Genomic DNA, 13,900 nt, shown 5'->3' with positions numbered 1-13,900 from the left:
TTTATCTAACCTGACCGTTTCTCTGTCCCGGGTAGCTGCTTCAGCGGCTGGCGAGCAGCATGTAGTTCACGTCCATGTCGCGCGAGCGGTTCCAGCTGTCGGTGAGCGGATTGAAGGTGACGCCGCAGCGGTCGGTCACCGTGAGGCCTGCGGCCGTCACCGGGCGCTCGATTTCCTCCGGGCGGACCAGCTTTTCGTAGGAGTGGGTGCCTTTCGGCAGCCAGCGCAGCACATATTCGGCGCCGACGATGGCGAGCGCATAGGCCTTGAGGGTGCGGTTGATGGTGGCCACGAACATCAGTCCGCCGGGGCGGACCATGCGCGACACTTCGGTGAGGAACAGCGGCACATCGGCGACGTGCTCCACCACTTCCATGTTCAGCACCACGTCAAAGGTCTCGCCCGCTGCCGCCAGTTCCTCGGCGGTCGAGGCGCGGTAGTCGATGGCAAGGCCGGACTGGGCTGCATGGAGCTTCGCAATCTCGATATTGACCGTCGACGGGTCGGCGCCGACCACTTCGGCGCCAAGACGGGCCATGGGCTCGCTCAAGAGCCCGCCGCCGCAGCCGATGTCGAGGAAGCGCAGGCCCTTGAAGGCGTCACTGGCCTTCGGGTCGCGGCCGAAGCGGGCGCAGACCTGTTGCTTGATATAGGCAAGGCGCACCGGATTGAACTTGTGCAGCGGCTTGAACTTGCCGGCCGGGTCCCACCATTCGGCGGCCATGGCGGAAAAACGGGCCACTTCCCGCTCATCGACGGTGCTGCCGGTTGCGGCCTGGTCCCTTGTGGTCTCGGTGCTCATGACTGTCCTTCCCGGATGAGGTCTTGCGCGGGGCTTGCGCTCTGAGGTGTGACCTTTCGCGTCAGGGCCGCTTTGTCAAGGCTCCCTGTTGCAGATGCGGCGTTGTGGCTGTATGGATTGCGGCCGATCCGCCGGGCGCGCTCGCGCCCATATGGCTCTCGACGGGAAGACAAAAACCACGATGGCCCGACTGGTTATGAAGTTCGGCGGCACGTCCGTCGCGAATATCGAACGCATTCGCAATGTTGCCCGCCATGTGAAACGGGAAGTTGACGCTGGCCATGAAGTTGCCGTCGTCGTGTCGGCCATGGCCGGGCAGACCAATCAGCTGGTCGCCTGGTGCCGTGAAGCCGCTCCCATGCATGACGCGCGCGAATATGACGCCGTTGTCGCCTCCGGCGAACAGGTCACCTCGGGGCTTCTGGCCATCGTGCTGCAGGAAATGGGCGTCAATGCCCGCTCCTGGCAGGGCTGGCAGATCCCTATCCGGACCGATGGTTCGCATGGCGCGGCCCGCATTGCGGGCATTGACGGCGCCTTCATGGTGGAGCGGCTGAAACAGGGCCAGGTGGCCGTGGTGGCCGGTTTCCAGGGCATTGCCCCGGACAACCGCATCTCCACGCTCGGCCGTGGCGGCTCCGACACTTCGGCCGTGGCCATTGCCGCCGCCATTCAGGCCGACCGCTGTGACATCTACACGGACGTGGACGGGGTCTACACCACCGATCCGCGCATCGTGCCGAAAGCCCGCCGCCTTGACCGCGTCGCCTTCGAGGAAATGCTCGAAATGGCTTCGCTCGGCGCCAAGGTGCTGCAGGTGCGCTCGGTCGAAATGGCCATGGTGCATGGCGTGCGCACCTTCGTGCGTTCAAGCTTTGACGATCCCGATGCCCCGCAGGAGGGCAAGGACGGTCTTCCCCCCGGAACTCTCATCTGCGACGAGGACGAACTCGTGGAACAGCAAGTCGTGACCGGCATCGCCTTTGCCAAGGACGAAGCCCAGATCTCCATCCGCAACGTGCCCGACAAGCCGGGTGTTGCCGGTGCCGTGTTCGGCCCGCTGGCCGACGCCAACATCAACGTGGACATGATCGTCCAGAACATCTCGCCGGACGGCAAGACGACGGACATCACCTTCACCGTGCCCGAATCAGAATACGACCGGGCCATGAGCACGCTGGAAGCCAGGCGCGCCGAACTCGGTTTCGGTGCTCTGGAAGGCGCCCGCGATGTGGTGAAGGTGTCGGTGATCGGCATTGGCATGCGCTCGCACGCGGGCGTTGCAGCCGAGTGTTTCCGCGGCCTTGCGGAGAAGGGCATCAACATCCGTGCGATCACCACCTCCGAAATCAAGATCTCGGTGCTGATCGATTCCGCCTACACGGAACTTGCGGTCAGGACTCTCCATTCGCTATACGGTTTGGACGGGTAATAACCAGCCTGGGCCGGGCAGATACGATGAACGTGTCTGCCTGCCCGCGCCGACAGGAACGGAGCTGACCCATGCGCAGCAACCTGGCCGGTCCGCGCCTGTTGCTCCGCAGGCTTCGCGAAGTCATGGCGGAGCCGATCAACGCGCAGGAGCGGCTCGACAAGATCGTGGTCCTGATCGCGGCGAATGTGGTCGCCGAGGTCTGCTCCGTCTATATTCTGCGTGCTGACGGCGTTCTGGAGCTTTATGCCACCGAAGGCCTCAACCGCGAGGCCGTGCACCAGGCGTCGCTGCGCGTCGGGCAGGGCCTCGTCGGCCTGATCGCTGCCGAAGCGCGGCCGCTCAATCTTCCCAATGCGCGGGCGCATCCCGCCTTCGCCTATCTGCCGGAAACCGGTGAAGAGGCCTATAACTCCTTCCTGGGTGTGCCGGTCCTGCGCGCCGGGCGCACGCTCGGCGTTCTGGTGGTGCAGAACAAGTCGCACCGCACCTATTACGAGGACGAGGTCGAGGCGCTGCAGACCACCGCGATGGTCATCGCGGAAATGGTCGCCGCCGGCGAGCTGGAAGCCATCGCCAAGCCGGGCACGGGGCTGGATCTCTCCCGTCCCTTCCGCTTTTCGGCCGTCGGGCTGGCCGAGGGTGTGGGGCTCGGCCACGTGGTGCTGCACGAGCCGCGCGTCGTCGTCACCAACCTCATTGCCGAGGATACCGATCACGAGACGGGCCGCCTTGAAGGCGCGATCGACCGGTTGCGCCTGTCCATCGACAGCCTACTGGCCTCCGGTGACTTTGCGCAGACGGGTGAGCACAGGGATGTGCTCGAAGCCTATCGCATGTTCGCCTATGACCGGGGCTGGATCCGCAAGATCGAAGAGGCGATCCGCAACGGCCTGACGGCGGAAGCCGCCGTGGAAAAGGTGCAGAGCGACATGCGCGCCCGCATGCTGCGCCAGACCGATCCTTATCTGCGCGAGCGCCTGCATGATCTCGACGATCTTGCGCACCGGCTGATCCGCGAACTCATGGGCCGCCAGCATGGCGGCGGCACCGGCAGCCTGCCGCAGGATGCCATCATCGTTGCCCGCAACATGGGCGCCGCCGAACTTCTCGACTATGACCGCGACCGGATTCGCGGCGTGGTGCTGGAGGAGGGCGGTCCGACCAGCCACGTCACCATCGTGGCGAGGGCCCTCGGAATTCCCGCTGTCGGCCAGGTGCAGGATATCGTCAGCCTTGCGGATGCGGGCGATGCCATCATCGTTGATGGCGGCACCGGCGAGGTGCATCTGCGCCCCGCTTCGGACGTGCAGGATGCCTATGCGGAAAAGGTGCGCTTCCGCGCCCGCCGTCAGGCCCAGTTCCGCCGGTTGCGCAACAAGCCCTCCGTCACCAAGGACGGGGTGGAAATCGCGCTGCAGATGAATGCGGGCCTTCTGGTCGATCTGCCGCATCTGACCGAGTCGGGGGCGGTGGGGGTTGGCCTGTTCCGCACCGAACTGCAGTTCATGGTGGCTTCGTCCTTCCCGCGCCTGTCCGATCAGCAGGCCCAGTACACGCAGGTGCTGGATGCGGCGGATGGCAAGCCCGTGACCTTCCGCTCGCTCGATATCGGCGGCGACAAGGTGCTGCCCTATCTGCGCTCGATCCAGGAAGAGAACCCGGCCATGGGCTGGCGCGCCCTGCGCCTTGGCCTTGACCGGCCGGGCCTGTTGCGCACCCAGGTGCGTGCGCTGCTGCGTGCAGCCGCAGGCCGCGAGCTGAAGCTCATGTTCCCGATGGTTTCGGAAGTCTCCGAGTTCCACCGGGCGAAGGAACTGGTGGAGCGCGAGCTGAAACACGCCCGCCGCCATGGCCATGACGTGCCCGATTCCATCCGCCTCGGCGTGATGATCGAGGTGCCCTCGCTGCTGTTCCAGCTCGAAGAGCTGTTCCAGGTGGTGGACTTTGCCTCCATTGGCTCCAACGACCTGTTCCAGTTCTTCTGTGCCGTGGACCGGGGCAATACCCGTGTTGCCGACCGCTATGACACGCTCGGCCCTGGCTTCCTGCGGGCGCTGAAGCAGATCGTGGATGTGGCCGGGCGGCACCATGTGCCGGTGACGCTCTGCGGGGAAATCGCCGGCAAGCCACTGGAGGCCATGGCCCTGATCGGGATCGGCTACCGCTCCCTGTCCATGTCGCCGGCCTCGCTGGGCCCGGTGAAGGCGATGCTGCGCAGCCTTGATGCGGGGCGCCTGTCGGCACGCCTGCTGCCGCGCCTTGATCACGGGCACCCGGATCACGAAATCCGTGCCTTCCTGCGGCGCTTTGCCGAAGAGCAGGACGTGGCGCTGTAGCGCCGCGCCTGCCGTTCATCCCGTTTACTGCCGGGAGGCCCCTTTCTCCCGTGGCTCTGGAGACATGCGCTCATGCTGGCGCAAGCAAAACTCGACACACTGCTGAACCGCTTTGCCGAACTCGAACACCGCATGTCCTGCGGTCCGGATGCGGGGGAATATGTGCGTTTGTCGCGCGAATATGCCGAGCTGGAGCCGCTGGTGCGCGCCGTGCAGGCCCTGCGCAAGGCGGAAGAAGATCTGGCCGGGGCCGAGGTGCTGATCGCCGAGGCGGGCAGTGACCGGGAAATGCGGGAACTGGCCGAGCTGGAGCGCGATGAGCTGACGCAGAAGGTGGAGGAGCTGACGCAGGCCGTGCGCATCGGCCTTCTGCCCAAGGACAGCGCCGACAAGAATGACGCCATTCTGGAAGTGCGGGCCGGAACGGGCGGCGATGAAGCGGCGCTTTTTGCCGGTGACCTGTTCCGCATGTACCAGCGCTATGCCGCGCTGCAGGGCTGGAAGGTGGAAGTGCTGTCGGCCAGCGAAGGCGAGGCGGGCGGCTTCAAGGAAGTGATCGCCTCCGTCACGGGCGAGAATGTGTTTGCCTGGCTCAAGTTCGAATCAGGCGTGCACCGGGTGCAGCGCGTTCCGGAAACCGAATCGGGTGGGCGCATTCATACTTCTGCCGCCACGGTTGCCGTGCTGCCGCAGGCCGAGGAGGTGGATGTGGACGTTCAGGAATCGGACCTGAAGATCGACACCTACCGGGCCTCGGGCGCAGGCGGCCAGCACGTCAACACCACCGATTCGGCCGTGCGCATCACCCATCTGCCCACCGGTATCGTCGTGGCGGTGCAGGACGAACGCTCCCAGCACAAGAACCGGGCGAGAGCCCTGCAGCTGCTGCGCGCCCGCATTTATGATGCGCAGCGCGACAAGGCAGCTAACGAGCGTTCCGAGGCGCGGCGCCTGCAGGTGGGCTCCGGCGACCGGTCGGAGCGCATCCGCACCTATAATTTCCCGCAAGGCCGGGTCACCGATCACCGCATCGGGCTGACGCTCTACAAGCTGGAGCAGGTGCTGGCGGGCGAAGCGCTGAACGAACTGGTGGAAGCGCTGACCGTGGATCATCAGGCAACGCTGATGGCGGCCGAGGAGGGCTGACCCCATGTCTGAGGCAGAGGATGTGCCAACTCCCGGGGCGCTTTACCGCGCGCTGCGCGACAGGTTCCGCAAGGCGGGCCTTGCCTCGCCGGAGCTGGATGCCCGTTTGCTGGTGGCCGCTGCTGCCGGCCTGTCTCCCGGTGATGTGGTGCTGCGCGCTGATGATCCGGTGAATGAGACCGTGGCTGCGCTGGCCCGCCACTACGCGCAGCGGCGCGAGGCGCGGGAGCCTGTGGGCCGCATTCTGGGCGAGCGGCAGTTCTTCGGCCTGGATCTGACCCTCTCCCCGGATACGCTGGAGCCACGTCCCGACACGGAAATTCTGGTGGAGGCGATACTGGCGCGGGCGGGCGGCCTCACCAGTCCGCTGATTGCCGATATCGGCACGGGGACGGGCGCCATCATTCTGGCCCTGCTCAATGAACTGCCGCAGGCACGCGGTCTTGCCATTGATCTGTCACGCGGTGCGCTGGAGACGGCGCGTGCCAATGCAAAGCGCCACGGGCTGGAAGACAGGCTTTGCTTCGCGCAGGCAAGTTATGCGGAAAGTCTTGCGCCTGTCTTCGAGTGGATCGTCAGCAATCCGCCCTATATCGCCTCGGATGTGATCGCCGGGCTCGATGAAGATGTGCGCAAGCATGACCCGGTTCTGGCGCTTGATGGCGGGCCTGACGGGCTTGTTGCTTACCGTGCAATCGTGCCGCAAGCGCTGGCTGCGCTGCGCCCCGGCGGGCGGCTCGGCTTCGAGATTGGCTTCGACCAGGGCGGGGCCGTTTGTGGCCTGATGGCTGAGACCGGATTTCAGGATCTTGAAATCATTCAGGATCTCGGCGGAAATGACCGTGTGGTGACGGGCATTAAGCCGGCATCGGGTTGACTGCGGACATCCTTGAAAAAAGGCTTGGAAATCTGACGCGAACCGGCTAGTTTCACTTTGCCGAAGCCGGGATAACGCGGTCGGGGCGAGTTTCTCGCCATATCGGCGATCCAGCCCACGCAGGGATTATGGGCCGAACGATCGCAACGCGTTTTGGAAACCGAACATTTTCTGATTAATCGGACTGTCGGTCTGTCGCAGAATATGACGATTGCGTTGCCCTTCGCCGGGTGAGGCTGTCGTGGCGGTTCATTGTTCACAGCCGGTCATGCTCCCTTCACTGGAGCCGGGTAAAGCCGGAACCCCAGCGCAGGGAATACAGACGCGCTTTTGATTGGCCGGCCTTGCCGGCCGCCGTTCCTTAAGAGTTAACGGCAGGATGAGACCAGGAAATCAAAACAAGCAGCGTATGCGGAACAACCGGGGCCGTAAGGGACCGAATCCGCTGACCCGGACGTTTGAATCGAACGGCCCGGACGTGAAGATCAGGGGTACGGCTCTGCACATCGCCGAGAAGTACCAGCAGCTGGCCCGCGACGCACAGGCAGCCGGTGACCGGATCATGTCGGAAAACTATTTCCAGCATGCCGAGCACTATTACCGCATCGTTGCGGCGGCTCAGCCGAACATGGCGGCAAGCGGCGGCCTGCGGTTCGACAACGGCTATGACGAGGAGGATGGCGAGGATCAGGGTGCCGACGGCGCCGAGATCAACGAGCGTTCCGACCGTCAAGACCAGCCGGAGCGGCCCGAGCGTTCTGAACGTCCTGAGCGCATGGAGCGGCAAGACCGTCCCGGGCGTCAGGACCGTGGCGAACGCCAGGACAGGGACCGTCAGGACCGGGGGGACCGTCAGGAGCGTGCTGAGCGCCCCGAACGCGGTGACCGCCCGATGCGTCAGGAGCGTTCCGAGCGCAGCAACCGGCAGGACCGGTATGAGCGCCGCGACCGCGACGACCGCCAGGAACGCGCACCGCGCCCGGTTGAATATGTTGCGGCCGACGAGCCGCAGCCCTTCATCGAGCACATGCCGGTTCCGGGCCTGAACGGGGGGCATATCAGCCGTCCGGTCCATGACGAGCCGGTTCAGACGGAAGCTGCGGTTTATCCCGGAGCCGAAGGTGAAGACGGTGAGGATGGCCGCCCGCGCCGCCGCCTGCGCGGTACCCGTGGCCGTGGCCAGCGCCGTGAGGGCGAGGAAGCTCCGGCTGAAGAGGCCGCCGCCGCGCCTGCCCCGGCTCCGGCCGAGGCTGCTGCTCCGGCCGAGGCTGCCGCTCCGGTGGAAGCCGGTGAGGAGCCCAAGCCCCGCGCCCGGCGCACGCCGCGTCCGCGCCGCACCAAGGATGTGGAAGAAACCACTTCCAGCGACGCCTGATCAGGCCGCAGGGTACAGAAAGATACGAAAGGGCGCTCCGGTCTGCGGGGCGCCCTTTCTCTTTGCGCCTGCCGGCCCATCTTCTCTTTGCGCCTGGCTGCGCAGGGTGAGCCCCGCGAAAGCTCCGGGGATCAGGATCCTTCCGGAGTTGCCGGACGCCCCCTTTTGTTGTCAATTTGCAACACTATATGAGCCTTGCCATCCGAGTGATGGCGCGGGTGCCCGCTGGGGCAGCTTGCGGCCGCAAGGCCGGGGCTGCCTGCCGAATGGGGCCCGCAGTCCAGCACGCCGGCCATGCTACGGGTGGTCAGGCGGAAAGGAGTTTTGCGAATGAATATGGAAAAATACACCGAACGGGCGCGCGGCTTCATCCAGTCTGCGCAGACCTTTGCGCTGGGGCAGGGGCATCAGCAGTTCCTCCCCGAACATCTGCTCAAGGTGCTGATCGATGATCCGGAAGGCATGGCCGCCGGTCTGATCGACCGCGCGGGCGGCTCGTCCCAGGATGTCCGCATCGCCGTCGAGCAGGCGATTTCCCGTCTGCCGAAAGTCTCCGGCGGCTCGGGGCAGCTTTATCTGTCTCCCGCCATGGCGCGTTTCTTCGAGCAGGCCGAGAAGGTGGCCGACAAGGCGGGCGACAGCTTCGTCACCGTCGAGCGCATGCTGCTGGCTCTGGCCATGGACAATGACAGCGAGGCCGGCAAGCTGCTGGCCAAGGCGGGCGTGTCCCCGGCCAATCTCAATCAGGCGATCAATGCCCTGCGCAAGGGCCGCACGGCCACCTCTGCCAGTGCCGAAAACCAGTATGATGCGCTGAAGAAATATGCCCGTGACCTGACGCAGGCCGCCCGTGACGGCAAGCTTGATCCGGTGATCGGCCGCGACGAGGAAATCCGCCGTACCATTCAGGTTCTCTCCCGCCGCACAAAGAACAATCCGGTTCTGATCGGTGAGCCGGGCGTCGGCAAGACGGCCATTGCCGAGGGCCTTGCCCTGCGCATCGTCAACGGCGATGTGCCGGAAAGCCTGAAGGACAAGCAGCTTCTCGCCCTCGACATGGGATCGCTGATTGCCGGTGCCAAATACCGCGGCGAGTTCGAGGAGCGCCTGAAGGCAGTTCTCTCCGAAGTCGAGACGGCGGCGGGGGGCATCATTCTGTTCATCGACGAAATGCACACGCTGGTCGGTGCAGGCAAGGCGGACGGGGCGATGGACGCCTCCAACCTGCTGAAGCCGGCCCTTGCCCGTGGCGAGCTGCATTGCGTTGGCGCGACCACGCTCGACGAGTACCGCAAGCACGTGGAAAAGGACGCAGCATTGGCCCGCCGGTTCCAGCCGGTTTTCGTCAGCGAGCCGACGGTGGAGGACACCATCTCCATCCTGCGCGGCATCAAGGAGAAATACGAGCTGCATCACGGTGTGCGCATCACCGATTCGGCCATCGTCTCCGCCGCGACCCTGTCGAACCGCTACATCACCGACCGGTTCCTGCCGGACAAGGCCATCGACCTGATGGATGAAGCGGCCAGCCGCCTCAGGATGCAGGTGGATTCCAAGCCCGAGGAGCTTGACGAGCTCGACCGGCGCATCATCCAGCTCAAGATCGAGCGTGAGGCGCTGAAGAAGGAGAGCGATCCGGCCGCGCAGGACCGTCTGGTCCGGCTCGAGAAGGAACTGACGTCGCTTGAGGAAGAATCCGATGCGCTGACCCAGCGCTGGCAGGGCGAAAAGGACAAGCTGAACCTTGAGCAGAAGCTGAAGGAACAGCTGGACGGCGCCCGCAGCGAGCTGGAAAAGGCACAGCGGCAGGGCAATCTTGCCCGGGCCGGCGAGCTGGCCTATGGCGTCATTCCGGAACTGGAGCGCAAGCTCGCCGATATGGCCGGTGCCAGTGCCAAGGGGGCGATGCTGGATGAGGCGGTGACCTCCAGCCACATCGCGCAGGTCGTCTCCAAGTGGACGGGCATTCCGGTCGACAAGATGCTGGAAGGCGAGCGTGACAAGCTCTTGCGCATGGAAGACGTGCTGGCGGGCCGGGTGATCGGCCAGGCCGAGGCGATCCATGCGGTTTCCACTGCCGTCCGCCGCGCCCGCGCCGGGCTGCAGGATCCGAACCGGCCGATCGGCTCCTTCATGTTCCTCGGACCCACGGGCGTGGGCAAGACGGAGCTGACCAAGGCGCTGGCTTCGTTCCTCTTCGATGACGACACGGCGATGGTCCGCCTCGACATGTCGGAATACATGGAGAAGCACTCGGTCTCCCGCCTCATCGGCGCGCCTCCGGGCTATGTCGGCTATGAGGAGGGCGGGGCCCTGACGGAGGCGGTGCGCCGCCGGCCCTATCAGGTCGTGCTCTTCGACGAGATTGAGAAGGCCCATACGGATGTGTTCAACGTGCTGTTGCAGGTGCTCGATGACGGCCGCCTGACCGATGGTCAGGGCCGCACCGTCGACTTCCGCAACACGCTGATCATCATGACCTCGAATCTGGGCGCCGAATATCTGGTCAACCAGCCGGAGGGCGAGGATACGGACAAGGTGCGCGATGAGGTGATGGGTGTGGTGCGCGGCCATTTCCGGCCCGAATTCCTCAACCGTCTGGACGAGATCGTGCTCTTCCACCGGCTGCAGCGCAACCAGATGGCTTCCATCGTTTCGATCCAGCTGGAGCGGCTGCGGGCCTTGCTTGCCGACCGCAAGATCACGCTGGATCTGGACGAGAGTGCCATCGGCTGGCTGTCGCAGAAGGGCTATGACGCCGCCTATGGCGCCCGGCCGCTGAAGCGGGTGATCCAGAAGGATGTGCAGGACCCGCTGGCAGAGAAAATCCTCTCCGGCACGGTCAAGGACGGCGACCACGTGGCGGTCAGCGCCGGAACGGACCGGCTGATCTTCACCACGAGTCCGGCGTCCGGCGAATCTGCGGCGGCCTGATGCGCCGCCAGTCTTGAAAACGCCAGGTCATGAAAAAAAGGACCCGCCGGAGCGATCCGGCGGGTCTTTGTATCTTGCTGTCCGGCTGTGCGAGACTGTTGTGTCAGCGTGCCGCCGGTGATGCGGCAGCCGAAGCAAAGCGCGAAGGCTTCTGCCCGCGATCCAGCAGGGCGTCGATACGGGTGCGCTCCTGCTCGAAATTCGCCAGCATGTCGCCATCCAGCACCCGGCCGCGCGGCAGGCGGATGCGCATCGGATCGACGAAGTTGTTGTTCACCAGCACCTCATAGTGAAGGTGCGGTCCGGTGGAGAGGCCGGTGGAGCCCACATAGCCGATGATCTGGCCCTGTGTGACGCGCCCGCCTTCCTTGATGCCGGGGCCGAAGTCGTTCATGTGATTGTAGGTGGTGACATAGCCATTGGCGTGGCGCAGCTCCACCCGCTTGCCGTAGCCGGATTCCCAGCCGGCCTTGATGATGGTGCCGTTGCCGGAGGCCATGATCGGCGTGCCGCGCGGGGCGGACCAGTCAACGCCCGTGTGCATCTTGCCAAAGCCGTAAACCGGATGCTGGCGCATGCCGAAGCCCGAGCGGAAGGTGCCGCCGGAGAGCGGCTTGCGCATCAGGAATTTCTTCGCGCTGCGGCCTTCCTCGTCATAGTAGTCAACCGAACCGTCGTCCGGGGCGCGGAAGCGGTACAGCCGCCGCTCGGCGGAGCCGGTGTGCAGCGAGGCATAAAGGATCTCGCCGTTCCCGCCAGTCTCGTCATCACCGCCGCCATAGAACACTTCCAGCGAGTCGCCCGGCTGGACGCGGCCGTTGAAATCCACATCGTAGGAGAAGGCGCCGATCAGTTCCTTGATCAGGTCTTCCGGGATCTGCTGCTCAAGCGCGGTCTGATAGACACTTTCATAGAGCGACACCGAAGGGCCGCCGGTGCTGCCGCTGAAGGTGCTGCGGTCAGCCTCTGCAAAGGCGTCCAGCAGGTCTCCGGCCGGCTCATTGGCGGTCACATAGATGCCGTTGTCGGAGCGGGCGACGGTCGCCTTGTGCCGGTTCTCGCTATAGATGCTGACCCGCTCCACGCGCGGGATTGTTGGATCCGCCGGATCGGCGCCAAGCGCCAGACGCAGCCTGTCGCCCGGTTCGAGGTCCACAATGCCTGCGCCAAAGCGGAAGGCGGCCAGAATGGCCTCGGCCTCCGGATCAGATGCCTGATTGTCGAGGAGAATGTCCTTGAAGGCCATGTCCTGCTCGACCGGAATGATCCGCTCGTCAAAGCCGGCCACCGGGGCTGTGCCCGCCTGCTTGGAAACGAAGGAGACGTTTTCCTGGGTGATCCGGACGGACAGCCGGGCAAAGTCGGGCTGGCGGGCGAGGTTGAAGTCGAAACGGTCCGGGTCAACGATGGTCCGCGAGGCGATCTGGATGCCGCTTTCGCTCAGAAACTGGGCTGAAACCCGGACCTGCCGCTCCACTTCCGTCTCCGAAGGCGTGAGGGCCGTGTCGATCAGCGGGCTGTTGACCGGAAAGTCACTCTGGGCCAGCGTGAATTCACCTTCCGATTTGGCGGAATAGACCGCATCGCTGACCGTCCGCTCATCCAGCGGCTTCTGATCGGCGAACATCTGCAGCGGATTGAAGGCCGGGATGCGGCCCTCCACATCGGTGAGGCGCCGGGTGGTCAGGGTGGTGTTCACAAAGGTATATGGTCTGGCCTTGATGTGTTCCTGATCACCGCTGCGCGTCACGACATTCAACGGAATGATGCGCTTGCTGGTGAACTGGGCTGCGGCCTTGCTGATCCGGTCTCCTTTCGTCCCGGCGCCAGCGGTGTTCAGAATTTCAGGGCTGGGCGTGTGGGCGGTCGCGGCGGCAACGCGGTATTGTCCATCGAGGGCTGCTACCAATGCGCCGCCCATCAACACGATCGACGTCACGCCCGTCAGAACAGTCCCGGTCAGCCAGCGCAGGCTCACCTTGCGGCGGTCCGGCAAGGCGTTCCGCTCGTCATAGACAACGAGCGGCGGCATGGTGCCAAGTTCAACCGCTGGAAGAGCGTGAGACTGAAAGGGGCCCAGATGCATCAGTTGCCTTGTCTGTTCATGTCGTCCTGCCCCGCATTGTCCTTGCAAGGCCACGCACTGCACGGAAACCTCCGCCGGCCGGAACCATCCGGAACCTGACGGAAAATGCAGCCTGCCGCCGCAAAGGTCAACGGCGCAGGCGCTTTGCCATATCACTGTTGTTCCCGTACCTGAGGGTGAAGCGGTCGATAAGCGCGGTTTCAGGCATGAATATGGCTGGCTCATATATAGATGGGGGACAGAGCCAGTGTGAAGGCGCCTTTCCCGCGTCTCCTGTGGCCGGATGGCGGGGCTGGCAGGCGGACGGGAATATCTTTTTCAGGCGGCCCGCATTTTTTTAAGCCGGCTTGTGGGGAAAAGGGGCGCAAATCACAGGGGCAGCCCGCGTGAACCTGAGCGTTTCTGCGGGGTTCCTGCCTTGTGAATCTTTTTTGACAATCTGTGTTGACTCCTCTGAGGGGTCTGGCTATAAACCGCTCCATCGACGGCGGCGCCACGGAAACACGGCGCCAAGCGCTGTCGGGTCAGCCGAAAACGACTGAGCCGCGAGGAGCTCGCAAGAGCGAACGGTTTAGTTGTCTGCGGTTCCCGGAAACGGGGTGAACGCTTATGTGTTCAGTTCTTTGACAATTAGATATTTGAAGGAAGGGAAACGCGGCCGGCGTTGACTTTGCGCTTCGGCGGATCTGGCGACGGATTTGCTAAGAAGCAAGGGTTACGGACAGGTACGTTTCTTTTTCGGAAAAGAAGCAAGGAAGACACATTTTGGTCGTGAGATTGAAATGGTCTCTGTCGAGTTTCTGGCGCTGAGAAGTGTCAGGGAACTTTGAGTGCTTTATGCAGCGATTGAGAATTGGTGCCTGTGATTGAACTTTTGTTTAACCTGAGAGTTTGATCCTGGCTCAGAAC

General features: G+C 64.2%; 8 protein-coding genes. 6 read left to right on the top strand and 2 right to left on the bottom strand.

All coding sequences use genetic code 11. The annotated features are described in order from the left end of the window. Positions 1-40 precede the first annotated feature (40 nt). Positions 41-802 (bottom strand): bifunctional 2-polyprenyl-6-hydroxyphenol methylase/3-demethylubiquinol 3-O-methyltransferase UbiG, encoded by a 762-nt coding sequence (gene ubiG, locus IF10I1_RS01765; RefSeq protein WP_186424338.1) that lies wholly within the window; start codon positions 800-802, stop codon positions 41-43. Positions 803-983: 181 nt separating this feature from the next. On the opposite strand from ubiG, the gene IF10I1_RS01760 reads away from it, so the two are divergent. The 6 genes from IF10I1_RS01760 to clpB all read left to right on the top strand — a co-directional run bounded on the left by IF10I1_RS01760 (position 984) and on the right by clpB (position 10,905). Beyond that, the gene (locus IF10I1_RS01760; RefSeq protein ID WP_058898649.1) at positions 984-2,234 is read left to right on the top strand and encodes an aspartate kinase; all 1,251 of its coding nucleotides are present in this window, start codon (positions 984-986) and stop codon (positions 2,232-2,234) included. A 71-nt stretch (positions 2,235-2,305) separates the two neighbouring features. Further along, positions 2,306-4,573 (top strand): phosphoenolpyruvate--protein phosphotransferase, encoded by a 2,268-nt coding sequence (gene ptsP / locus IF10I1_RS01755; protein WP_186392471.1) that lies wholly within the window; start codon positions 2,306-2,308, stop codon positions 4,571-4,573. A gap of 72 nt (positions 4,574-4,645) precedes the next feature. Beyond that, the gene (gene prfA, locus IF10I1_RS01750; protein WP_186392472.1) at positions 4,646-5,719 is read left to right on the top strand and encodes a peptide chain release factor 1; all 1,074 of its coding nucleotides are present in this window, start codon (positions 4,646-4,648) and stop codon (positions 5,717-5,719) included. Positions 5,720-5,723: 4 nt separating this feature from the next. Then, positions 5,724-6,596, top strand: coding sequence for a peptide chain release factor N(5)-glutamine methyltransferase (gene prmC / locus IF10I1_RS01745; RefSeq protein WP_186392473.1), 873 nt, complete (start codon positions 5,724-5,726; stop codon positions 6,594-6,596). 379 nt (positions 6,597-6,975) lie between these two features. Continuing rightward, positions 6,976-7,971: a DUF4167 domain-containing protein gene (locus tag IF10I1_RS01740; protein WP_208977128.1), complete on the top strand. Its 996-nt coding sequence runs from the start codon at positions 6,976-6,978 to the stop codon at positions 7,969-7,971. A 330-nt stretch (positions 7,972-8,301) separates the two neighbouring features. Continuing rightward, positions 8,302-10,905 carry an ATP-dependent chaperone ClpB gene (gene clpB / locus IF10I1_RS01735; protein ID WP_186392475.1) on the top strand — a complete coding sequence of 868 codons (2,604 nt, stop codon included), beginning with the start codon at positions 8,302-8,304 and terminating at the stop codon, positions 10,903-10,905. A gap of 103 nt (positions 10,906-11,008) precedes the next feature. On the opposite strand, the gene IF10I1_RS01730 is transcribed toward clpB, so the two are convergent. Beyond that, on the bottom strand, positions 11,009-12,937 hold the full coding sequence (locus IF10I1_RS01730) for a M23 family metallopeptidase (RefSeq protein ID WP_208977129.1): 1,929 nt from the start codon (positions 12,935-12,937) through the stop codon (positions 11,009-11,011). Positions 12,938-13,900: the final 963 nt, after the last annotated feature.

This window comes from Pannonibacter sp. I15F10I1, assembly GCF_900185665.1.
Taxonomy (GTDB): domain Bacteria; phylum Pseudomonadota; class Alphaproteobacteria; order Rhizobiales; family Stappiaceae; genus Pannonibacter; species Pannonibacter indicus.
The sequence above is the reverse complement of the archived record's forward strand: the minus strand, read 5'-3'. Positions and strand labels throughout refer to the sequence as shown.

Excerpts from the sequence above, each read along its gene's own strand:
- ubiG (WP_186424338.1), bottom strand. The coding sequence starts at position 802 with ATGAGCACCGAGACCACAAGGGACCAGGCCGCAACCGGCAGCACCGTC.
- IF10I1_RS01760 (WP_058898649.1), top strand. The coding sequence starts at position 984 with ATGGCCCGACTGGTTATGAAGTTCGGCGGCACGTCCGTCGCGAATATC.
- ptsP (WP_186392471.1), top strand. The coding sequence starts at position 2,306 with ATGCGCAGCAACCTGGCCGGTCCGCGCCTGTTGCTCCGCAGGCTTCGC.
- prfA (WP_186392472.1), top strand. The coding sequence starts at position 4,646 with ATGCTGGCGCAAGCAAAACTCGACACACTGCTGAACCGCTTTGCCGAA.
- prmC (WP_186392473.1), top strand. The coding sequence starts at position 5,724 with ATGTCTGAGGCAGAGGATGTGCCAACTCCCGGGGCGCTTTACCGCGCG.
- IF10I1_RS01740 (WP_208977128.1), top strand. The coding sequence starts at position 6,976 with ATGAGACCAGGAAATCAAAACAAGCAGCGTATGCGGAACAACCGGGGC.
- clpB (WP_186392475.1), top strand. The coding sequence starts at position 8,302 with ATGAATATGGAAAAATACACCGAACGGGCGCGCGGCTTCATCCAGTCT.
- IF10I1_RS01730 (WP_208977129.1), bottom strand. The coding sequence starts at position 12,937 with ATGCCGCCGCTCGTTGTCTATGACGAGCGGAACGCCTTGCCGGACCGC.